Origin of the sequence: Nitrosospira sp. NpAV, assembly GCF_000832065.1 — a bacterium.
Classification (GTDB): domain Bacteria; phylum Pseudomonadota; class Gammaproteobacteria; order Burkholderiales; family Nitrosomonadaceae; genus Nitrosospira.
Window position 1 is genome coordinate 446,050 of sequence record NZ_JXQM01000001.1, and the last position, 23,359, is coordinate 469,408.

Below are 23,359 nucleotides of genomic sequence, written 5' to 3' on the forward strand. Positions count from 1 at the left end.
ACCCGTTCAAGTAGCTTTTCCTTGTGGAGCACCTATGCAATTGAAATCAAAACTGACTCGGAATGCCTTAACCATCGGTTCATGGATCACGTTGGGACATCCAGCAATCGCCGAAATTATGGCCGCTGCGGGATTTGACTGGCTGGTATTGGATATGGAACACAGTGTTCTGGAACTCAGCGAAGTTCAAATGCTGATCCAGGTGCTCGACAGCCAGCAATGCCCGGCCATCGTGCGACTGACGTCGAATCATCCCGATCAGATCAAGCGGGTTATGGATGCGGGCGCGGCGGGAGTGATGGTGCCTATGGTCAAAACCGCCGCTGATGCGGAGGCCGCGGTACAGGCCGTTTATTATCCGCCTCGAGGCCGGCGCGGAGTCGGCCTGGCACGTGCTCAAGGTTATGGCGCAAGATTTCAAGAATACCGGCACTGGTTGGAAGATAACGCCATCATCGTGGCCATGATTGAGCATATAGATGCGGTCAATGCCATTGATTCCATTCTCTCCGTTCCCGGCATTGACGCCTATATCATCGGGCCTTACGATTTGTCCGGTTCCATGGGACGGCCCGGCGAACTCGATTATCCGGATGTTCAATCCGCTATTGAAAAAGTTAGGGAAGCAGGACGCCGATTAGGCAAACCTGGAGGTATTCACGTGGTCGAACCGGATCCCGAGATGTTGCGACGCAATATTGATGCTGGCTTCAACTTTCTCGGCTATGGTTTGGATATTCGCATTCTCGACACACTTTGCCGCGGTCATATGCAAAATATAAGGGCAGCGCTATGAGCAAACTTGTTATTTCCACCTCGTCGTTCGATGTGGACAACAATCCCCATCTCCAGTACTTACAAAGGGAGGGCATGGATATTGCCGGGAATCCCTATAAACGTAAACTGACCGAAGACGAAGCTATCGAATTGCTGGGTGCGGATACTGTCGGGATGATAGCTGGTATAGAACCTCTGACAGAACGGGTTCTCGCCTCCGCAAAAAAACTAAAAGTCATCTCCCGCTGTGGAAGCGGCCTGGATAGTGTCGATCTCGCGGCAGCAAAGCGTTACGGTATCGCTGTCCTTAATACCCCGGAGGCGCCAGCTCAGGCCGTGGCTGAGCTTACCATGGGTCTGATATTGGCTGCGCTGCGGCGAATATGCCAGATTGATCGACAGGTGCGAACGGAAGAATGGCCAAGAACGCAGGGCCAGTTACTCGCTGCCCAGTCGGTGGGCATCATTGGCCTGGGACGCGTCGGTGGGCGGGTTGCCCGTTTATGCCAGGCTTTTGATGCCAGGGTGGTAGCACATGATTCCTATGTAAAGCAGCCACCTCAAGGTATAGAATTAGTACCGCTTGAGCAACTTCTGGCGGAGGCGGATATCGTGAGTCTCCACCTGACGTATGATGCTGACACTCACCATCTGCTAAATGGGGAAACTTTCGCACGCATGAAACCCGGCGCGGTGGTAATAAATACGGCTCGCGGCGGTCTTATTGACGAAACCGCCCTGGCCGAGGCACTGGCTTGCGGACAACTCAGTGCGGCTGCGTTGGACGTTTTCGAGCAAGAGCCTTATCACGGTCCATTGCTCAAATGCGACAATATTATTCTCACTTCACATATTGGCTCACTTGCCAGGGAGTCTCGTCAGCGCATGGAAATCGAGGCGGCGGAGAATCTGCGGCAAGGCCTTGTCAATGCTGGTTTAATGAAAAACAGGTAAAAAAAGGAATGGCTAACGAAATCGCTATCGTATATGGCGCCAGTGGTTTTCTTGGCAGTCATGTCGCCGACGCATTATCCGCCGCCGGCTATCGGGTGCGTCTGTTTGACCGGTGTCCATCACGCTATCAGGGTCCCGATCAGGAAATGATCATTGGCGACATCATGGATCTTGACCAGGTGACGGAAGCGGCCAAGGGCGCAGACGTGGTCTACAATTTTGCGGCAATCGCGGACATTGATGAGGCTCATGACAAACCATTGGCTACCGCCACGATCAATGTATTGGGTAATATGCACGTGCTGGAGGCTGCCCGTCTCGCTGGAGCCCGCCGCTTCGTCTTTGCCAGCACGATTTACGTTTATTCCGAATCCGGTTCGTTTTACCGTGCCAGCAAGCAAGCGGCGGAGCGCTTTATAGAAACCTATCACGAGCGCTATGGACTGGACTATAGTATTTTACGCTATGGATCTTTGTATGGGAGGCGCGCTGATGCCCGCAATGGAATCTACCGGATGCTGCACGAAGCCGTTGAACGGCATTCGATAACCTACCACGGTACCGGCGAAGCGCTCCGCGAATATATTCATGTGGAGGACGCGGCGCGCATGAGTGTACAGGTGCTATCGGCCGAGTTCGCCAACCGTCATTTGATCTTGACAGGACAGGAGCGGTTGCGGATCAAGGATGTCATGACGATGATCTCGGAAATCATGCCCTGGGAAATAGCATTGAATTTTGATGAAGGCAATGCCGTGCATCACTATGAGGTAACCCCCTACGCATTTCAACCCCGCATCGGCCGCAAACTGGTGCTTAATGAACATGTCGATCTTGGCCAGGGGCTGCTTGATTGCCTCAGGGATATTCACAAAACCATGCATCATTCCGGCGACGATGATGATGCCACCCCTTCAGTATCCGCCAACAAAGCATGAAGACAGCGCACTGGCAAGCCATCATTTTCGATTTCGATGGTGTAATAGTTGAGTCTGGAGACATCAAAACACAAGCCTTCGGTAATCTCTACCGGTCCTATGGCGAAACGGTAATGACTGCAGTGATGCAGTATCACACCGCAAACGGCGGGATGTCTCGTTACCAGAAATTTCATTATTTTCAGAAACATCTGTTGGACAGACCACCTTTGACGGCGGATGAAGAGCGGCAGCTGGATCGACTTTTCTCCGAACTGGTGATCGAGGCGGTCATTGCCAGCGAAACAGTGCCCGGTGCAGCCGAACTGATTCGTAAAGAGGCCCCAAGAATACCTTTATTTGTCGCATCCGGTACGCCGGAAACAGAGCTTAATACGATTGTCACGCGTCGTGGCCTGGCATCCTATTTCACCGCGGTGCGCGGTTCCCCAACGCCAAAACAGATGCTCATTGCGGATATTTTGTCGTCCCACGCCCTTTCCCCCGAACGGGTGCTGATGATAGGCGATGCGCTGATTGATTATCAGAGTGCGCAGATGAACAAGATCGCATTTCTGGGGAGAGTGCGCCCGGGGGATACCAACCCCTTTCCGGCAGAGGTAGATACGTTACCCGATCTGAGTCCACTGCTCACCTGAGAAGAATCAATCCGCTACTGTTCCGATGGTATGAAATCGATAGCTCAAGCAGCGCTCCGCAGATGGAGTAGTGATCCACGCCAAAGCGAATACGATGCGAAAAATGGTTCAGTACGCATAGTTTGTCGCATTTCTTGAACATTCGAAAGGTTGGCGGATATGACTGGCAGCAAAGAAAAAAGGCCTATCAAAACGATTATTCTCAGCGCCGGTCAGGGGCGGCGACTGCTGCCGCTAACCGAAAACATCCCAAAATGTCTGTTGCCGATTGGAGGCAAGCCAATTATTGAATGGCAAATTGATGCGTTACTCGCCGCCGGAATTCATAACATCACTGTCGTTACCGGTTTCAAATCCAGCTTGGTTGAAGCGCTGTTGCAAAACTATGCGAACCGGGCGCAGATTAATACGATTTTTAATCCATTCTTCGAAGTTGCAGATAACCTGGCCAGTTGCTGGATTGCACGTTCCGCCATGGATTACGACTTTCTGCTCCTGAACGGAGATACTATTTTTGATGAAGCGCTATTGATACAGGTATTGAACTCGGCCTCCGCACCCATTACTCTCAGCGTGAGTCACAAACCCATCTATGATGCAGACGACATGAAGGTGCAGTTGGACGAAAACGGATGGGTCAAGCACGTAAGTAAGAGCTTATCCGCAGATCAAGTCGACTGCGAATCCATCGGTCTTATTTTTTTTCGCGAGAACGGACCGCAATTGTTTCGCAACGCGGTCGAAGATGCGCTTCGAGACCAAGCAAAGCTTAAATACTGGTATCTTTCCATCGTGGATGGCTTGGCCGCCAAGCAACTAGTGAATACGTACTCTGTGCCCGGACACCTCTGGTGTGAAATTGATTTCATCGGAGATCTGGCAAAGGCTGAAGCACTTTTCAACAAAATAGATCAGGATAGAATGCCGCATAACTGCCTGTACATAGGTTAGTCACTTCGAGTTTGCCCGCCCGCGACAGTTTTACGTAATCCTACACCCCAGAGATAAAACACCATCGTTCGTTAATAATCGCGCAGGAAACGGTGGTATCGGGTTTCGTTTCAGGGTGATTCAAGTAATCATCGGCTGAGTCTTCGAAGATGCTTTTTTATGCGAGGAGTTGTGTGAAGGTCATACAAATAGTACCCTGACAACCCAGCACGATGATTCATAAACTTGATTGAAATATTCCTGGGCGAAATGCATCAGCCCGAGAAAAGTACATGGGCTTCTTGAATGGTTAGTTTACCACGACCGGATGCACCAATCTTTAACGCGACAATGCGAAAGTTTGGAGCACCACACACAATAATTCATCGATATCAATACTGGAGTGTCATGCTCCGCCCAGTGCAGTTAACGCTTGGTTCTCTTGTTCTCGCCGCTCATGAGCCGGCTCACGAATTCTCTAAACTGAGTCAAGCGAGTTATACCGAGCTTCACAAAATAACAGCGCAGCTGGAACCTGCTTTAGCAAAAGCGTTTAATTACGACAAACTTAATTATCTGATGCTAATGATGGTTGACCCAGATGTACACTTCCATGTTATTCCGCGTTACGCAAAGACAAAGTATTTTAATGGCCTGGAATTTATGGATTTCGGTTGGCCTGGAGCGCCTGACTTCCACCGCTCAAATGAAACTGATGCTGAAACTAACCAGCATATCATCCATTATATTTTGTCCTGTTGGACATGAGCATCATGCCGCCATGATACGTATACTATTTGACTTTCATTTTTCTGGTAAAGCGCTACAGGGTAAATTAGGCGGGTTTTTGCGGCCCAGGGCTGCGTTGGGTGCAATGCCTTGGAATGAGGGGACGCCCCTGTAGGAGACAACCTTTTCAGCGAAAAGCGCTTCTCCACCTGCGTGATCATTCCGCGTCGGAGCGCCTTGCCCTGCACCCCAAAAACTACATGCGCCACCCCATCCAATTATTGGATTCAGAATGAATTAATTCATATTCGGGTAACCTTAATTCCCCGGTGGTTGCTTATGAATTCGGGTAATGGTATGTTCGGCAGCCTGGGTATCGATGGGCCATCGTCAAAAAAGGGGCTTCAGATTAATGCTTCGCTTTACAATTGCTACAATTCCGTAGACGCTGTATCCAGATAATCTGCTATAGCGGGCCTGCATGATACTGGCAACATTCCCGGACAGACTGGCTTCCATCACTCATTAAACTTGTTAAACTTTTGACTGGTTAACGACTGATATGATTTTTGAAATGAGTCGACGATGATACAACTTGTTCTGTTGCGACATGGAGAAAGCATCTCGAACCGGGATGGGTATTTTACCGGCTGGAACGATGTCGCATTGAGTCAACGGGGGGAACATCAGGCGGAGCAGGCTGGTCGCCTGCTCAAGGAGGCGGGTTGCGAGTTCGACATATGTTTTACTTCGGAACTTAGACGAGCCACCGATACGGCGCGTATCGTATTATCAGCGATGGGACTTGACGGATTGACTACACGGCAGAGTTGGCGCTTGAACGAGCGCCATTATGGCGCGCTGGAGGGAGTCCATCGCGTTAATGCTATCGGGAAATTTGGCATATGGCCTGTCCTTAGTCCTCAGTTACGATTTAATGCAACACCCCCGCCGCTCCGTCCCGGTGACGCACGTTACCCGGGAAATCAGCTTCGCTATTCTGATGTGGACAAGAAAGACTTGCCACTCGCGGAGAGCATGCAGCAGGCCCTCTCCCGAGTCTTGCCTTATTGGCAGGAAACAATCGTGCCTGAGATCCAGCGCGGGAAGCGGGTTCTCGTGGTATCTCACCGCCACGTCTTACGTTCATTGATGATGCAGTTGCATGGATTGTCCGTTTCCCAACTAATGAAATTGTCCATAGCAACGGGACGTCCGCTGGTATACAACCTTGACGATAAACTGGGGCCTGTCCAGCATTACTATGCTGATCATCAATCCACGCGTAAAGTTCAGTCCCAGGCTCAGCCCTCCCGGTCTCTATCCTTGCCCATAACAGACGATAGTCAAAGGGATAGATACCGAACATGAATCCCGGTGGACTTCAATGACCGCAACCCGCTTAGCCTGCTCTCGACAAAAATTTGAATTGGATTAACAAGCTTATTTGAACTACTCGCTCAACTCGAAATAGGCCTTCCGCCCTCCCCCACGCAGGCTACCCTCGATGGCCCCATTTTGGCTAACTATGGCATGGTTGATGGGCCCGCATTGCACAAGAATATTTAAGTAAAGATTCTTAATCCCAAATCCGTCAAGCTGACCACTCATTCAACTGACCGGTAGCTTGCTTATAAATGGCGGGTATCAGCGTATCACGCCACGCCGCAACAATTGCCATGAAATCTTAAAACCCCATAACACTGGGTGTCGTCGCAACATGGGCGTCACCTCGACACGAACCCCGGTATGGCGTTCGATTTTCCATGCAGCATAACTAATGCTGTCGCTGAAAGTGAACGCCGCCTTTGTCAGACGAAGCACCGACAAGACTGTTCCCTGCCAGCGCCGTAACCGCCAGCGCCAGCGCGCACGCTTGCGGTCCGCCTCATCGATCAGGCATCGATAGTGCCCGTCTGGCAGCGCCTCCAGGACTCCCACCAATGCCGGCGCGGCATGCTCAGTCAAGCGCGTATAATCATCCAGGTTGATCTGGGCGAGCTGTTGCGCCCGTGTTGCACGTTCGGGCCGCAATTCGGCTGCATAGGTTTGCGTCAAACCGTTGACCCAGATTGCTTCGACATTCGCCACGGACGCGTTTAACATGGGGAGACTGGATTTCAGGAATGTCACCACAGCTTGGGCCAGCGCAGTGTAAATATGCTTGCGGATGTTCTCGTCACGCGCATACAACAATCGGGAAGGTTGAGCAAAGCGTGCCCACAAATATGGATGAAACCAACGCCGGGTGCCTTGCTCGAAGTCTGCCATTGAGACCACCGCATACTTGGCCCGGAATTTCTTTTCCTGCATATCTTCCTGTGCGGCCACTTCAAGATAGAACACATTTGGAGCTAACCAGGCGTTAAGGTAACCAAGATAACGCTCTGGATAAGCTTTCCCGTAGCTGTTCACTATCGCGTAGAAATCTACCACCCCCTCACCGAGATCACCGGATCGCAGGCAGGATCCATAAAGAAGAATGGCCTCCAGCGAGGAGCCGAAACGTAATTTCAATGCTTCGACCAGAACGAGAAAATCCGGCGATACAGACCTCGAACTCAGCGAGGCCATCTCAGCGACTAGATCACTGGGAATGTGTTGATCAAATATTGAGGCGCGGTCTGTCATGACTGTGAGTTTACCTTACCGGCTCCCACGAAGATAATTGGACCGGCGGCTGTGATACGCAATGGCCCATTCCCGCTTGATGCCCGATAGGATTCACCATCGACGATGTAATCGTCATCTATCAACAGCTCCAGCGCTCTGGTATTGCAACTATGATAACCATCTTGCTCCTTAAGTGTGTTCCCGCGGCCTGAAAGGAGCACCCATAGCGAACGCAAGGGACGTTTCGACCCCTGCCGGACGAATGTTATATGCAGCGGCTCCTCTTGGCTTCCCCAGTACGGACGCATGCCAAACAGCAGACGATCCAGACTACTGGCGAAAAGGAACGCGTAGGTTCCACGATGCAGTTCGATATTCCTCTCGATAATCGACATTTGAACCGGTGCCCAGGCTCCGTGGCGACGCCCAAAAATCAAGCCGACAAGGTAGCCAAGTGTAATAAGAGCTGAATAAATTTCTCCGGTAATACCCAGCTGTTTTATCTTGCTCCGAGAAAATATCACAGCACGGGCAATAAGTCCCACACCAAAAAACATCCCATAAACCTTTGCCATCCCCGCTTGTTCGATACACAGTACATGGCGTTGTATCAACACGGGAGGTACCCGCTTCAGCAGATGCTCCTTCAATTGCTGGACGATAAATTCCAGTTCACCGCAAATACCCAGATCCAGCGCCGTCATGTTGGTGGTACCACCCGGGACAACCATCAGTAAGGGCCATCTGGCGAGTGGTTGCGTTGCAAACAAATGACACAAAACTCCCTGAACGGTACCATCCCCACCAACAATTACCAGCAAATCAACATCTGCCTGGACAAAGGCATCCACCGATGCGTTAATCTCAGGCGCGTTCGTGACTTCACGGCAGGTTGCGCCCGGAATCTCGGCGAGGGCTCGCCTTATTGCATCCTTGCGCTTGCGAATACGTCCGCTGAAAGGATTGAAAAGCAATCCGATTGCGGCCTCCCCAGCTCTCAATCTATTTATCCGTGAATTTTCTATCATTTCTCCTAACCGCCAAGGGTGCAAAAATACGAACTGCCAGTCTCCCTTCATCCTGACCCGGAACAATGTCCTCAAACCATGATCGTAAAGACCCGTGGGACCGCCATGCTTGCCAACCCATCATTACCCGAACAGCAAGAAAGACAGTCGAGAAAAGATGCCAGATAATTACCGACCAGAGACCGACGTCCGGTCGGCCAATGAACCAGCCAAATGTCAACAGGATCAGGTTGGGATTGCGCCGGGCAGTAACAAGCCGATTAAATGAATCCAGCGGCCGCCAGATAAAAATATCAAACGATGCAATCCAAAACTGGAAAATTCCTTCACACAATCGGCCGCCCACGTAACCGATGAGTATCAACGAGAATATTATTGGCAGATCCGATACCTGCGTGAGTGCTCCCGTCAAGCCTACACCCCAAGCCATATACCATAGCGGTGGATGAATAATATCCAGGCCGTGATCGAGCACATCTCCAAAACGGCTTGAGGTGACGGTTACTCGCGCCAGCTTCCCGTCGACGGTATCCATAAAGGTCATCAACCATCCCATCACCAGCCCCATGCCATAGTGGCCATGCCAGAAGGCAACTCCGGCCAGCAGTGCAAATACAAGACTGAGCAAGGTAACCTGGTTTGGCCGTATACCGAAGCGTACACAAATACGCACAGCCCAGAAGGCGGGTATGGGCCAGAGCCATTTCGTCACGAGGTCGGTCACGCCTTTGTAGGATCGGGCAAATAGTTCTAATTCAAGCTGCCTCCTGTTATCGCTGCTGATAAATAACAGGTAGGGCAGATCCCTTTTCTTGAGATTCTGCTGAAGACCCAACAGATTCAAGTCTTTCAGCGTATAACGCGGCAAGGCGGAGAGAGCCTCTCCTTCTCCCCCGTCCATGAAATTCGCGAGCACATGGCGCATATTTCCATCCGTAATCCGGATTGCAACCGGCTGGCCTATATCGCTGCTAAGCACTAGGTTCACTCGCGTATTAATCAATGCCGCCAAGACCCTGGCGTCAAACAAATGATCCGCCCGCAAAAATATTGCCGGCGCATGTGCTGGAATCTGCTCCGGATTATCAACCGTCCTGGTTTGATTGAATGCTCCTAACATCCGTCGTAGCCGCTCGCGGCCGCTCAGACCCCAGACGTTCGTCTCGCTATCTCCGAGGAGATAAATGTAGGTTACCACTGGAATATCCCGGGTCATTTATCTGCGTCTGGACTTGGGATCGCCCTAGATCCGGTAACTGAGCGGGGTGAAGTGTGCGGTTTTCGGGATACAGGGCAAGGCGCAATCATGCGAACTATGCAATTCATCCCGTGGCAGCCTCACCCAGAAGGGGGGAGTCAATATGAAATATTGTTATTAGTCTTAACACTGATCTATTAAATGAGCGGTATCAACTATCGGATTCAGGATTATTGGATGGCCCGTTATATTCATGCGAATACCGGCCATATGCCAGCACAGATAGATCGACATGTATGCCGCACTACCACGGCAATACGCTGTCAGAAACGAGCGCCGAATCCTTTTACTCTAATGGAAAATAATAAGCAAGCAGCTAAAAAACCCGCCGCAACCAGAAATTAGCAATAGCAATCAACAGTAGCCCAGGAAAAAGAGCCGTTAGCGCAGGATTCAAATGCAGCAATAGACCCGCATTCGCGATAACCTGATCAAACAAGTAAACACTGATTCCAAGCATGGATGAGAGCACCAGCTTATTGCCGAGGCCTGTCCGTACCGATCCGAAAACAAAAGGAATGGAAAGCAACAACATGGCAATTGTCATCAGCGCTCCACCAGCCTTCCTCCACAAAGCCAGCGCATAGGCATCGGCCTCCTGCCCCGTCGCACGCAAGAAACGCACATGCAGAAACAATTCAATGGGGGAAAGACTCTCAGGTGACTTGGTCAATGTCGAGATATCATCTGGATTCAGAAATGATTTCCAGTTCATCGATTTTTTGCTCACGGACTCGATGCGTTGTTCCGCAAATGTCTTGATGGTGACGTCGCTTAATTCCCATAGATCATCAGCAACAAGATCCGCATGTTTAGCATAGGTATAGGTTAGCAGGAACCCGTTATCATCAAAATGCATTACCTCAATATCCGCAGCCTTTTTTGCATGCAGCATCTCGCCGATACGTAATATATTCCGCTCGTCCCGGGTCCAGATACCCAGATGTTTGCCAAGCGCAGCGCTCTTGTCAAGCGCGACAGCGCGGGAGGAGATGGCTCTCTGTTGAAGTTGCGGCGCGACAAATTGTTCTAGTACAGCAATGAATAATAGGAGAATCAGTCCCACTCCCAATGGAGCAAGACTGATACGAATGGGAGAAATACCCGCTACCCGTAATGCGGTCAATTCTGAATTAACAGCTAGCCGTCCCAAAGCAATCACATTGCCCAGCAGCGTAATAAAAGGCGCAAGCTGGACAAACCTGCGCGGCAGCAGTAATGCGGTATGCAGGAACGCATCCTGGATGCGATAAGTCCCTTTTCCCACGTCGTCAAGCTGATCCAGCAAGTCGAGAAAACTGAATAGCGGCAAAAGCACCGCAGTCGCAATGCCCAAGCCCATTAAAACCTGCAAGGCCAGGTAACGGTTGGCTATTGTCATCGCCGAGGAAATAGCTTTCGCCAATAACCCGGTGACAGCAAAATGAATGCGACCACGGACATCAAGACGTAAAGCCACCAGACACCGGGTACTCTGCCGATGGTCCCCTGCTCCACCCATGTTTGAGCCAGTCCATTCAGGATATAGTAGATCGCAAAAACCAAAGCGGCGGCATAATAAGTCTTCTCCCCTTTATCCTGGCGAGGTGAAGCGCGGCTGAAAGGCACGGCGATAAGTGCCAGCAGAATGGTGGCAATGGGACGTGAAAGCCGCCATTGGAATTCCGCGATGTCGCGCGGCTGATCGGATTTCTGCAACGCCGTGGTGGCGGCGGCTTTGCGCTTGTAATCCAGCACGTTGCCGCTATCAGTAAAATACACCAGCTTCTCGAACCGGACTGCCGTATCTCTCATTTCAGAATGCATCAGCCGGTAAGTAGCGCCATCACGCAAATGTACTTGAGGACGTTGCCCGGCTGCCGGCTCCTGCGGATAGGCTTCCTTGGCTACAATGATCTCGCTGCTGTCTTTCTTTCTGATGTAATGAAACACATCCTTCATCTCCTTGCCGGTGCTGTCCTTGGTATGAAGATAAATGACCCTGCCGCTACTTTCGCTTCCATAGAAACGCCCGGCTTGGAATCGATCCAAATTTAATTCAGCTTCCGCCTGCGCGTTCAGAATATAACTTTCTTCATAAGCCCATGGGCGTATGAAGATAGACAGCGCACCGCTGATAATTCCCACGGGAATGGCAACGATGAGTACAGCATAAATTATGCGATTATCGCTGACACCGGCGGAACGCAGTACATTAATTTCCTGATCCCTGTGCAGCCGCCCAAGACCCATGACAATAGCGACATAAAGAGCGATCGGCATCAGCACTTCCAGGGCAATCAGCGTCTTCAGCAGCACCAGCTTCAGCATGGCGGCGATACCCAGCGATTCTGTGACTGCCCCCGCCAGGAAGCGTGCACTGCTGAAACTCGAGAATAATGCCGCCAAAATGACGATCACCACCGTAAATGGTATTAACAATTCACGCGTAATATATCGTTCTATTATTTTCACGGATTCTTTTACTTCATCCTGAAACGGCCATAGACCTAGGGAAACGGGTCGGGCGAGTCTGTTTTCTCTTGAGCAAGCGGCATTGCTCCCGCCAGGACGGATTCCACAAGCAGCATATCCTCAACTTTGTCCACATCAACCCCAGCTTGGGGGAAAGGCAAAAAAACCGGCTGTACCTCGATTCCGGTCCTGGCCGTAACGGCTTTCAATCCTCGGGCGAGTGTCAATAATCCCAGCAAATACAAGAATACAGCCTTGAAACCAAAGGTCTGCCCGATCAGTAACCAGGGACGCTTGCGTAAATCCTCCGCCCGCTGCCAGAACGAGACCAAGCCACGGCCACGAGAATTAATAAATGCATAAAGATTGCAGCCGCAGACGCCGCCATCCTGCAACCGTATGACGGTTCGCTTGGCACCGGGAAATGCCGCGGCGACATCTTCATATTTGACCACTCCTACGGTGGCGTCACTTCCCGCCTTTTGCGATTCGCCCAAGAAATAGCGCACAATTGGAGATGTCAATAAAGCATGGTCGGCTGTCGTCAGTAACACCGGAGCATTCTGATCGATGTGTGCGAGTCCGCTATTGGCGCTGCGGCTGGGAGAGTCCAGGTTCGGCAGCCAGCTGACGCGCCCGCTCGCGATCCGCCTTTCCAGCTCGGGACAGCCTGGGAGCGCTGATTTGGGCGGGCCGCATACAATAATCGTCTTTACCATATCGCTGGCCTCCAGTGCATCCAGCACTCGGATGATCATCGGCGTTCCATAAATCGGTGCAAACGCCTTGCAGGCCACGCCTGCTTTAGTCGCAACCGGATCACCCGTCGCGCGGTCCGCGGCCAGTACGATAGCGGTAAATTGATTAATTTTATTCATTGCAAACGTTAATCCAGATAACCCATCACGCAAATCCTGGAGTCCCCGCGAGTGCCGGCGGACAGTTTGTGGCCATTCCCGCCGCTTGCCCGGCGTCCATGGGATAAGCCATGAGCCTCCCTCAACCCGCAACACCGTCTCGCCATCATCTCATGTCCTAAGGGATTATCTGGATACTCATACTATCTTGCCTGTCATATATCGATTACAGCGTCTTGCCAAAAATCCGGTAACGTTTGTACTGCCGGCAGCCGAGGTAATCCAGAATTCCCCGCATTGCCTTGTTGTCCTCCAGTATCCATGACAATTCAACCGCCTGGATTCCCCTGGAAAGCCCTGCCTGCCGGGGCGCATCAATTACCATGATCGCCAGCGCCATGCCAATCGGGGAACTCTGAAACTGCTTGCGCACTCCCATCAAGGGTATCCGGCCGGTACGAACTTTTCTGGATTTAAGGTACCTGATCATTCGAATCCAGCCAAGCGGAAACAAACTGCCATCAAGTTCGGCGAATATCTCGTTTAGATTGGGCAGGCCCGCCATAAATGCCGCCGGGCGACCATCCACTTCTGCAATCCGAATAAACTCATCGGGCACGAGTAGACGAAGACTGCTGCCGAGTTCGGCAAACTCGGCCTGGGTAAAAGGAACAAAGCCCCAATTCTCCGACCAGGCATCGTTGAATATATCACGCAAAATTTCCATCTCTTCATCAAATTTGTCGCGGCGTAGCGTTCGTAATCGCACCTGTCCGGAAAATCTTTCAATCACGCTGCTCATCAATCGGGGCATCTTTTGGTTAGTCTCCGCCCAATAGGCAAGTAGATCCTTCAGCGGTTGATATCCCTGTTCTTCAAGTAATTTACCGTACCAGCGGCGTGAATGCGGCATCATTACCATCGGCGGCGTATCAAAACCCTCCACGAGAATGCCGCACTCCTGATTGATGGATAGATTGAATGGTCCGCTGACATGCCTGGTATGCCGGGCAGCCAACCATTCCTCGGCGGTACGCATAAGCACAGCGAATACCTCTGTATCATCTATTCCTTCCAGCAGACCAAAATGCCCGGTATCCGCACCATAGCGCTGCCGGTGCAGCTGATCAATTTGTGCACTGATCCTTCCCACTGGCTGGTTACCCCGGTATGCAATCCATGCCTGCCATTCTCCATGCTTGAAAAAGGGATTAAATCTGGAGAAGTGCAGACGCCGCTCCAGACGTAGGGGGGGTACCCACATCGGATCGTCCGCATATATGCGCCAGGGGATATCGATAAATACGCCCATCTCGCGATGATTTGTGACCGGGCATATAGTGATGGCTCCGTCTATTGGCGGATCCGGCCTTTCATTCATAACAGGGTATGGCTAATAAGCGAGCCATCAGGCTAGGCATCATATGTTGGTTATCCGGGAAATCAAATAAACTTAATCGATTATTGAATTTGCTCTGCTCGATTTCACCCGTTATCAGCCTGCATTTAACACAGTGCGTTAACTCGATGGCACATTGATGACGTGTGCTATTATAATTGCCGACTTAAGACAACCGGTTTTCAGCAATGCTTCACATACCAAAGCGCGCATCAGGCCACTACCACCGTGCCGGATACTGAGCTCGCACAATTGTTGATTTTACCATTGAGGCATTTGCGATATCATTTACTTGTGACAAAAGTGCGTAACCCGCAAAAGGAAGAATCAAAAGCGATAACGCTTGGTCTGAATCGGCAAACGAAACTTTTGTTTCTCCTGCTCAATAAAATGGCTTATCAGCAAACAAAAAAATGGAGTGAAAGAATTATTGAGGTCTTACTGGCTACAAGAAAAAGTAAAAAACAGATAAAATTTTCCTGGCAATACTTCACGAAGAGGTTAATGATTAATGGACAGTCCTGAGTATAACCTGTTAATTTCCCTGGCTCTTATCCCTGTCGTTTTTATGCTGCAGATGTGGGTGAGACAACGTCGGGTCCGCCGGCGTAATGAATCCGGACAACAGGAATTCGATAGCCTTGCGGCAACGCTCTTATCCGCAATTGCCGAGGGATTAGCCGTTATCGGCAGTCTAATACTCATTATCTGGATCATGGGAGCTCTATTGAGATACCTGTTCCCCGTCATATTTAATGCGCAGTAATTCGCGATCCGAGAAACCAGGTAGCAGCCGAAGATCAACCAGTTCCTTTAATTCAACCTGCGACAGATGGAATCGCTGTTTTGTCGTGCAAACTATCCACTTTATTTTTTCTTTCTTGCGCTACTTTTCGAATTTGATGATTAATCCTGATTGCGTATGCGCATAGTCGTTACAGGAATGGGGATTGTCTCGCCAATTGGCATAGGCGTTGACCAATTCTGGACAGCGGCCGTCAATGGTGTCAGTGGTATCCGAACGATTACGGGCTTCGATCCATCCAGTCAGCGCTCCCAGGTAGCGGGAGAGATCCCGGGGTTCGATCCCGCCAGCTTTCTGACTGCCAAGTATATAGACCAAACGGACAGATTCACCCAACTGGCGCTGCTGGCCGCTAAACTCGCGCTGGAAGACGCGGGTGGACTTGATACATACGCGCCTCAGCGTGTAGCCATAAGTATCGGTTCGGGAATGGGCGGTTTCGGTACCTTCGAATCCTCTGCTACGCGCAAGTTCCGGAATCAGCCTATCCCACCGTTTACAGTACCTCGGACCATGGCAAACGCCGCGGCTGCCTGGATCGCGATCAAACATCGATTTAAAGGGGTGAATCTGACCTGCAGCACGGCATGTTCCTCCGGAGCCAATGCGATTGGCATGGCTCTTGATCTTTTGCGGACGGGAAGGGCCGATGCGGTGATTGCCGGTGGTGCGGAGGGTTGCGTATTGCCTCTAACCATGACAAGTTTCGAAGTTCTGCATGCGCTGACTACCGGCTCTAATGCTGATCCGGCACGAGCATCCCGGCCTTTCGCCAAGGGTCGGGATGGATTTGCGATGGCGGAGGGCGCGGGTATGCTCATCCTGGAGAGGGAAGATCAGGCCCAGCTGCGAGGGGCAAAAATGTACGCTTGCCTTGCTGGGTATGGACAGGCATGTGATGCGACGCATATCGTGATGCCCGACATGGAGGGCCAGATAACGGCAATGCGGACGGCGGTGCTGGACGCTGGAATGAATATTGACTCCATTGACCATATCAACGCGCATGCGACATCCACACCCCTTGGAGATATCGTGGAAACCCGGGCCATTAAGAATCTTTTTGGCACCCGGGCAGGGGATATTGCCGTGAATGCCACCAAATCCATGATCGGACATTCGATCGGCGCATCGGCCGCCATGGGTAGCATTGCCACTATCATGGCCCTGCATACGGGTACCATACATCCAACTATCAATCTTGATGAGGCTGATCCGGAATGCGATCTTGATTACATACCCAACCGCGCACAGCAGCGGAACCCACGAAACGGGCTATGTAATGCTTTTGGTTTTGGTGGCAACAATGCAAGTATTATCTTCACAACCCTTGAATGAAGGAATGGAACCAGATTATGGATACAGCGGATATTGAAGCAAAGGTAGTACAGTTTATCGCGACAAAAGTGGAGAATCTGGATGCTTCCACCATAAACAGGTCTTCAAAATTTGAAGACCTTGGACTTGATTCCATGGATACGATCCAACTTTTATTCGATGCGGAAGATACATTCGGTATTAATTTTGATAGCGAAGAAGCGAAAGGATTTACCAGTGTGGGAGATATTGTTTCCTATATTGAAAAAAATCAGGTACCGACCACTGAAGGATGAAAGTCGAATACCGCATCTCAGCCAATCCACCTGACCTATCGAAGCCCTAAACCCAGATAATCCCAGGACGCCCGGCAAGCGGCGAAAATGGCCGGGACTATGATTTACCGCTATTAGTTTTCCTGACGGCGGATGTTCTGGATTTTGGTCTCGCCATCTTGGTTTCCACAGTTGCAATGGTTGCTTTTGTTTTTGTTTCTCTTGGCTCAAACTCAAACCCCACTTTTCCGTCCGCACCGACCACAAGATAGGCTGAAAACGGCCTTCCCTTCTTGGATATGAATTTTGTTAGCAAGTCGGTTTTGCCGGAGCGCAACAATTTGCTGACCTGTTCCCGTTCAAGGGGACGTGCGAGGATTATTTTTCCGATTTTAAAATTGCAGGTATGCGCAGAACCGACAGCCTTCTCGCACGCGTAACTCATCCCGTGATCAAATACCCCGCCGTCGCAGCGGGGACATTTTCCCAGCGATTCCTGGCCGGAAAAATCGATAGGTCCGGCACTGTCTTCACTGTCGCCACCAAAATCAAATTTCATTTCAAATTCGTCGGTAAGCTTAATATTGGCATTGAACAGTCGCCCCATTTTGCTACGAAAGCCTTGCAACGGACCCACTTCGCGCCGGGTGATCAGTTGCTCCATTTCCTCAGTTTCGAATTGCCGGCCAGCCAGAATTTTCCATAATGCAAAATCGCATTTCTGACACTGAAATTTTTTGTAAGTCTCCTGTACTACGCTACCGCATTTGGGGCAAGGGGACTTGAGCGTGGAAAAATCCCCGCTTATGGTTTCACCGCGATGACTTTTCGCCTGCGTCACCATATGATTCGTCATGCCGGCAATTTCTTCCATGAATTTGTTGCGTTCGAGTTTGCCCTGCTCGATCTGACGGAGTTTGAATTCCCAGTCACCCGTTAATTCCGGTGAGGTAAGTTCGGGCACCTTCAATCCACGCAGCAATGTAATTAACGAGAATGCCTTGGCGGTAGGATGCAGTTCCCTTCCCACGCGCTGCATATAGTTTTCGAATACCAGGCCTTCGATGATCGAAGCCCGGGTAGCGGGTGTGCCTAGCCCTTTCGCGCTCATGGCTTCCCGAAGATCCTCATCTTCCACCAGCTTACCCGCGCCTTCCATGGCGGATAGCAGCGTAGCTTCATTGAATCTGGCCGGTGGCCGGGTCTTGCTGGCCACGACGTTAATCTCTCTGGTGAGCACCGGCTCGTTGGAAGTCACCGCAACCAGAGTCGAGCCATCATCCGCATCCTCCATCTGAGCCTCTTTGCCGTAAACCGCCTGCCAGCCGGGATTGATCATCACCTTACCTTCGGTTTTGAATGGCTCGTTCTCTACACGGGTGATTCGAGTGGTTACAAGAAATTCCGCAGCGGGATAAAAAATGGCTAAAAACCGCTTGGTTACAAGATCATAAAGTTTCTCTTCCGCCTCGCTTAGACCTCTGGGTTCAAGCAAAGTTGGAATAATGGCGAAGTGATCAGAAATCTTCGCATTATTAAATACCCGCTTATTGGGCTTGACCCAGTCCGCTTTGAGAATCTGTCTGGCAAATATGCGATACCGGGTCTTTTCCAGAGAATTAAGGGTATCCTTGACGGTTCCAATATAGTCTTCCGGCAGCGCACGCGAATCAGTACGCGGATAGGTCAATGCTTTATGCTTTTCATATAGCGCCTGGGCCAGTCCCAGCGTTGTTTTGGCGGAAAAACCAAAGCGCCCGTTAGCATCGCGCTGCAAGCTGGTGAGATCATATAGCAGCGGACAGATTTCTGCGGTTGGTTTGCTTTCTTCGCTGACAATGCCAGGCTTATCCTGACATTTGGCGCGAATAACCTCAGCCTTGTTCTGGTCCCATAATCGCTCGGCCTTTTGTTCGCTATCCTTTTTATCTTTTGAAAACTTTTCATCGAACCAGCGTCCGTTATAAGTTCCCGCATTGGCGGCAAATGTGCCGTGTACTTCCCAGTAACTGCGGGGAATAAATTTCCTGATCGTATCTTCCCGTTCAATCAGAATTGCCAGTGTGGGAGTTTGCACCCGTCCCACAGTGGTTTTATGAAAGCCACCCTCCTGAGAATTAAACGCGGTCATGGCGCGAGTACCATTTATTCCCACGAGCCAATCGGCTTCCGAGCGGCTCACGGCCGCTTCCGCCAGCGGCTGAACAGCAGCGTCGTCAAGTAATTTGGTAAACCCCTCGCGGATCGAGGCGGGAGTCATCGATTGCAGCCAAAGTCGCTTCACCGGTTTCTTGTTGCCCGCATGACGCACAATGTAACGAAAAATCAATTCGCCCTCGCGTCCTGCATCGCAGGCATTGATAAGTTCGCTCACATCCTTGCGTTTGATGAGCTTAGTTAAAAGCTTTAGGCGTGATTCTGATTTCTCGATAGGATTGAGATCAAAGTATGGCGGAATTACCGGTAAATTGGAAAAACTCCATTTTCCGCGTTTGACTTCGTATTGCTCAGGTACCGCCAGCTCAAGCAAGTGGCCGACAGCCGACGACAGCACGTACGTATCGTTCTCGAAATAATCGGTATGCTTGGTAAAGCCTCCTAGTACCCGCGCGATATCGGCGGCGACGGAAGGTTTCTCAGCGATGATTAAGGTTTTTCCCATGAAACTCCTGTGAACATTCCGTAGTTGAGTGGCGGTCCTGAGAAAGCACACACTATTACCGGGCGGCAACAATCCAACTATGCAAGAATTACGGTTACTTCACACTCAACCGTTTTTGGATACACGGATGGCGAGAACAATTGGACTATCTGCCGTAGTAACTACCGAAGCCGCTGATAGCACCCACCCGGCAGCGTGGCGACCACGCCATCCAGCTCAAGTGACAATAGCATCGCCGATACCGTTTCCGCCGTCAAGCCGCTGCGGATGCACAGTGTATCGATATTGGCGGCATCATGGCCGAGATATCTCAGCAATAGCGATTCTTTCGCAGCAGGTTCATCTGTATGGTCGACTTCACTTCGCGCGGCCTCATACCCAAGCTCATCCAGTATATCTTCGGCACTTTCTACCAGTTTTGCCCCCTGTTTGATAAGCGCGTGACAACCCTTCGATAATGGAGAATGAATCGAACCGGGAATGGCAAATACGTCGCGGCCCTGCTCCAGCGCCTGCCGGGCGGTAATAAGAGAGCCACTTTGCAACGCGGCTTCCACTACCAGGCAACCCTGGCTGATGCCGCTTATAATGCGGTTGCGGCGTGGAAAATTGCTACCCACGGCAGGAGTGCCCAATGGAAACTCGGAAACAAGCACTCCATGTTCCGCCAGCTCATGGGCAAGATCACGGTTGCGGGCAGGATAAACGATATCCAGTCCGGTTCCCACGACCGCGATACTGGCTGCTGTTCCACGCAGACCTCCACGATGCGCCGCCGCATCAACACCAAGTGCCATTCCACTCACGATGCACAATCCCGCATTGCTTGCGGCCTCGGCAAAAGCTTCCGCGTTGGCAAGCCCTTGGGGTGTGGCATTACGGCTGCCCACCACCGCAAGAGCGCGTGAACTCAACAACTCCCGCTTCCCCTTGAGATAAAGAAGCGGGGGTGGATCCGCAATATTGAGCAGCATCGGGGAATAATCGGGGTCAGCCAGCGTCATAATCGAGTTCGCGGGATCTTCAAGCCATCTGAGCGTTACCGCAATTTTCTTCCTATCCGCCCCTTGTACAATGCTGTCGGCTACTTTTCTTTTCACGAGGCGTTCGAGTGCAGCAGTTTCTGCGGAGAAAATACCTGCGGGACTGCCGAAAGCCACCAGCAATCGCCGAATTGACTCGTCACCGAGACCATCAATCAAGCCAAGCGCAAGCCAGGATTCGATACCTTCTGTCGATTTCATCTTAATCGACCCATGATCCGGCAGTTTGATCGCACATTTCGAAGCTCATATTTTTGGCGCCATGACCCGGAACAATTTTTGCGTCTGATCTTCATTGGTGAGTCAGCTTTTGGATAAACGCTACGGTAATCACGCTGCGTGATGACCCACAAGCTAACAGTATTTTTTGATTACCGAGAAACGATTGACTCTTCCGGAAAACCCAAGAAAAGCTCAACCTATTGTCCAGATCAACGAATTGATAATCAGACTGTCCGAAATTTCGTATCGGTGTCTTCGGCGGACTGACCGGGCTCAAGCCTCCGGCCCAAATCAGGATATAATGGACTTACGCGTGGAGAATCACCGGTACCGAGACCGCAGACGTAGACCCAAGACAAGGGGTCAAACAGAATATCGTAATAATACAATTTAAATTCTGCATTTAGATTATTAAATGCGCAAGTCTTTTTATCCTAAACCAGTCATGTTGGACAGGGTGAAGTGCGCGGTTTTTGGGATGCAGAGGCAAGGCATGACAACATGGAATGACCGTTCCATTCCAAGATGTTGCGAACAACGCAGGTATATGCCCCGGAAACGATACTATTCATCCATAGCGGCTTTACCCGGAGGATGAAAGTTAAATAATACGAAATATTGTTATTAATCATGATATTGATCTATTAAATGAGCGGCCAACTACTGAATTTAGGCTCATGGCACTTCTGAAGATACTACAGTACCCGGATGAACGGCTGCATACCGTGGCGAGCCAAGTGCCGAAGGTTACTGACGAGACTCGTGCTCTGGTGAATGATATGGCGGAAACCATGTACTCCGCTCCGGGAATTGGACTGGCCGCGACCCAGGTTGACGTGCACCAGCGTGTCATCGTCATCGACGTCTCCGATACCCATAACCAGTTGCACGTATTGATCAACCCTGAAATTACCGCTCGCAGCGGTGAGTCCGACTACGAAGAAGGTTGTCTGTCGGTACCTGGAATCTTCGGGAAAGTCGAGCGCGCGGAGCGGATCACAGTCGAGGCGTGGGATCGCGAGGGTAATCCGTTTGTGCTCGACGCCGATGGCTTGCTGGCGGTATGCATTCAACACGAAATGGATCATTTGGTAGGTAAGGTATTTGTTGAATACTGGTCGCGGATGAAGCAATCACGTATTCAGACCAAGTTCAAAAAGCAGCGACGCAAGGTAATGTGAGAGCCCGTTTCCAGGCCCGCTGGCACAGTAGTTGACCGCTGAATTGAGAAACCCTGCGTAGATCCAAGGCTATAAGAGCACGCTGTCTGGAAAATCGGGATAATCACGAAGTGTACGATTTGAGTCCTGGCTTGATTCACTACGCCAAGACACGTAACTCGCAGCGCGCGCTGACGAGATATTTTGTTCAGCGGTTTCTTGCAGTGGCGATCACGCCTTCTCTTTGTAAGGCTTGTTCATGTACGCTCCCGGTTAAACCGCACCTCATATGAAAATTATTTTTGCGGGCACTCCGCCATTTTCCGTCCCTGCGCTTGAAGCCCTGGCAAATGCCGGGCACGAGATTGCACTGGTGTTGACCCAGCCAGACCGCCCTTCCGGACGGGGTATGAAACCCACCGCAAGCGCGATCAAATTACTTGCGCAGCAACGCAAACTTACGGTACTGCAGCCATACTCGCTTAAACAGCCGGAGTTGCATGCGCAGCTCGCCGCCATCAATGCAGATGTCATGATAGTTGTCGCTTATGGATTGATCCTTCCTTCAGCCATTTTGAGTATTCCTCGACTGGGTTGTCTTAATATCCACGCTTCCTTGCTGCCTCGCTGGCGGGGTGCGGCCCCGATCCAGCGGGCAATATTGGCGGGTGATCAGGAGACCGGGATCACTATCATACAAATGGATCGCGGCCTAGATACAGGCGCAATCCTATTGCAACGAAGCGTCGCAATTGCACAGAATGATACCGCGCAGACTCTGCATGATAGGCTTGCCTTGCTGGGAGCAGTTTGTATTGTTGAAGCATTGGCGCATTTGTGTGGAAATATGCTTGCCGAAGCTCCCCAGGATGAAATTGCCGCGACATATGCACCGAAACTGGAAAAAAAGGAAGCGGAAATTGACTGGCGATTAAGCGCGGAAAACATCAATCGGGTAGTGCGGGCGTTCAATCCTCGCCCCGGCGCTTATTCGCAGGTATGTGGAAACTCTATGAAAATATGGCAGGCGAAGGTCGCCGTGGATGCCGCTGGCCAGCCGGGAGAAGTTGTTGCAACAGGACGCGACGGAATCGTGGTCGCATGCGGCAAAGGGTCGCTTGTACTGGAAGTCTTGCAGAGATCTGATGGGAAAAAAATGGGTGCAGCAGAATTTCTGTCGGGGCATTCACTGCGGCCGGGCGATCTATTTGAACCTAAACGCGATAGCTGATTACTCATTTCTCCGCTCGGGACCATGACCCATAATGATTTCTTGCCATACTTGAGCTTCACCTGCCTG

General features: G+C 51.0%; 20 protein-coding genes. 11 read left to right on the forward strand and 9 right to left on the reverse strand.

Translation table 11 applies throughout. The annotated features are described in order from the left end of the window. Positions 1-34 precede the first annotated feature (34 nt). The 7 genes from SQ11_RS01910 to SQ11_RS01940 all read left to right on the forward strand — a co-directional run bounded on the left by SQ11_RS01910 (position 35) and on the right by SQ11_RS01940 (position 6,337). Positions 35-796, forward strand: a complete 762-nt coding sequence (locus SQ11_RS01910) for an HpcH/HpaI aldolase/citrate lyase family protein (RefSeq protein ID WP_041512387.1) — start codon at positions 35-37, stop codon at positions 794-796. Then, positions 793-1,731 (forward strand): phosphoglycerate dehydrogenase, encoded by a 939-nt coding sequence (locus SQ11_RS01915; protein ID WP_041512388.1) that lies wholly within the window; start codon positions 793-795, stop codon positions 1,729-1,731. Before SQ11_RS01910 ends, SQ11_RS01915 begins: the two co-directional genes overlap by 4 nt. An 8-nt stretch (positions 1,732-1,739) precedes the next feature. Beyond that, positions 1,740-2,669, forward strand: a complete 930-nt coding sequence (locus tag SQ11_RS01920; RefSeq protein WP_041512389.1) for an NAD(P)-dependent oxidoreductase — start codon at positions 1,740-1,742, stop codon at positions 2,667-2,669. Next, positions 2,666-3,307: an HAD family hydrolase gene (locus SQ11_RS01925; RefSeq protein ID WP_041512390.1), complete on the forward strand. Its 642-nt coding sequence runs from the start codon at positions 2,666-2,668 to the stop codon at positions 3,305-3,307. The genes SQ11_RS01920 and SQ11_RS01925 overlap by 4 nt, the downstream gene beginning before the upstream one ends. Positions 3,308-3,466: 159 nt before the next feature. Further along, the gene (locus SQ11_RS01930; protein ID WP_041512391.1) at positions 3,467-4,258 is read left to right on the forward strand and encodes a sugar phosphate nucleotidyltransferase; all 792 of its coding nucleotides are present in this window, start codon (positions 3,467-3,469) and stop codon (positions 4,256-4,258) included. Positions 4,259-4,645: 387 nt separating this feature from the next. Then, positions 4,646-5,005: an HIT family protein gene (locus SQ11_RS01935; RefSeq protein ID WP_232297858.1), complete on the forward strand. Its 360-nt coding sequence runs from the start codon at positions 4,646-4,648 to the stop codon at positions 5,003-5,005. 546 nt (positions 5,006-5,551) lie between these two features. Continuing rightward, positions 5,552-6,337: a 2,3-diphosphoglycerate-dependent phosphoglycerate mutase gene (locus SQ11_RS01940; RefSeq protein ID WP_084226682.1), complete on the forward strand. Its 786-nt coding sequence runs from the start codon at positions 5,552-5,554 to the stop codon at positions 6,335-6,337. Positions 6,338-6,613: 276 nt separating this feature from the next. Here the strand turns inward: SQ11_RS01940 and SQ11_RS17770 are convergent, their stop codons facing one another. The 7 genes from SQ11_RS17770 to SQ11_RS01975 form a co-directional block, all read right to left on the reverse strand. Then, positions 6,614-7,597, reverse strand: a complete 984-nt coding sequence (locus SQ11_RS17770) for a hypothetical protein (RefSeq protein WP_052493926.1) — start codon at positions 7,595-7,597, stop codon at positions 6,614-6,616. Continuing rightward, positions 7,594-8,580, reverse strand: coding sequence for a diacylglycerol kinase family protein (locus tag SQ11_RS17775; protein ID WP_041512393.1), 987 nt, complete (start codon positions 8,578-8,580; stop codon positions 7,594-7,596). Before SQ11_RS17775 ends, SQ11_RS17770 begins: the two co-directional genes overlap by 4 nt. A gap of 1 nt (position 8,581) precedes the next feature. Next, positions 8,582-9,805: a CDP-alcohol phosphatidyltransferase family protein gene (locus tag SQ11_RS01955; RefSeq protein WP_306463958.1), complete on the reverse strand. Its 1,224-nt coding sequence runs from the start codon at positions 9,803-9,805 to the stop codon at positions 8,582-8,584. A 376-nt stretch (positions 9,806-10,181) separates the two neighbouring features. Next, entirely contained in the window at positions 10,182-11,246 is a 1,065-nt protein-coding gene (gene lptG / locus SQ11_RS01960; protein WP_041512395.1) for an LPS export ABC transporter permease LptG, read from the reverse strand. Next, positions 11,243-12,319: an LPS export ABC transporter permease LptF gene (gene lptF, locus SQ11_RS01965; RefSeq protein WP_041512396.1), complete on the reverse strand. Its 1,077-nt coding sequence runs from the start codon at positions 12,317-12,319 to the stop codon at positions 11,243-11,245. Before lptF ends, lptG begins: the two co-directional genes overlap by 4 nt. Before the next feature lie 35 nt (positions 12,320-12,354). Further along, on the reverse strand, positions 12,355-13,197 hold the full coding sequence (locus SQ11_RS01970) for a nucleotidyltransferase family protein (protein WP_041512397.1): 843 nt from the start codon (positions 13,195-13,197) through the stop codon (positions 12,355-12,357). Between the two features lie 205 nt (positions 13,198-13,402). After that, positions 13,403-14,557, reverse strand: a complete 1,155-nt coding sequence (locus SQ11_RS01975) for an N-acetyltransferase (protein ID WP_198140773.1) — start codon at positions 14,555-14,557, stop codon at positions 13,403-13,405. A gap of 940 nt (positions 14,558-15,497) precedes the next feature. Between SQ11_RS01975 and SQ11_RS01990 the strand changes: the two genes are divergently transcribed. Both SQ11_RS01990 and SQ11_RS01995 read left to right on the forward strand, forming a co-directional pair. Continuing rightward, positions 15,498-16,718, forward strand: a complete 1,221-nt coding sequence (locus SQ11_RS01990) for a beta-ketoacyl synthase (RefSeq protein WP_041512401.1) — start codon at positions 15,498-15,500, stop codon at positions 16,716-16,718. 17 nt (positions 16,719-16,735) lie between these two features. Continuing rightward, positions 16,736-16,993: an acyl carrier protein gene (locus SQ11_RS01995; RefSeq protein ID WP_041512521.1), complete on the forward strand. Its 258-nt coding sequence runs from the start codon at positions 16,736-16,738 to the stop codon at positions 16,991-16,993. A gap of 97 nt (positions 16,994-17,090) precedes the next feature. On the opposite strand, the gene SQ11_RS02000 is transcribed toward SQ11_RS01995, so the two are convergent. Next, the gene (locus tag SQ11_RS02000; RefSeq protein WP_041512402.1) at positions 17,091-19,634 is read right to left on the reverse strand and encodes a DNA topoisomerase III; all 2,544 of its coding nucleotides are present in this window, start codon (positions 19,632-19,634) and stop codon (positions 17,091-17,093) included. A 161-nt stretch (positions 19,635-19,795) separates the two neighbouring features. Then, positions 19,796-20,878, reverse strand: coding sequence for a DNA-processing protein DprA (dprA, locus tag SQ11_RS02005; RefSeq protein ID WP_041512403.1), 1,083 nt, complete (start codon positions 20,876-20,878; stop codon positions 19,796-19,798). Positions 20,879-21,576: 698 nt separating this feature from the next. On the opposite strand from dprA, the gene def reads away from it, so the two are divergent. Continuing rightward, the gene (gene def / locus SQ11_RS02010) at positions 21,577-22,080 is read left to right on the forward strand and encodes a peptide deformylase (protein WP_041512404.1); all 504 of its coding nucleotides are present in this window, start codon (positions 21,577-21,579) and stop codon (positions 22,078-22,080) included. A gap of 268 nt (positions 22,081-22,348) precedes the next feature. Continuing rightward, positions 22,349-23,290 (forward strand): methionyl-tRNA formyltransferase, encoded by a 942-nt coding sequence (fmt, locus tag SQ11_RS02015; RefSeq protein ID WP_041512405.1) that lies wholly within the window; start codon positions 22,349-22,351, stop codon positions 23,288-23,290. Positions 23,291-23,359 lie beyond the last annotated feature (69 nt).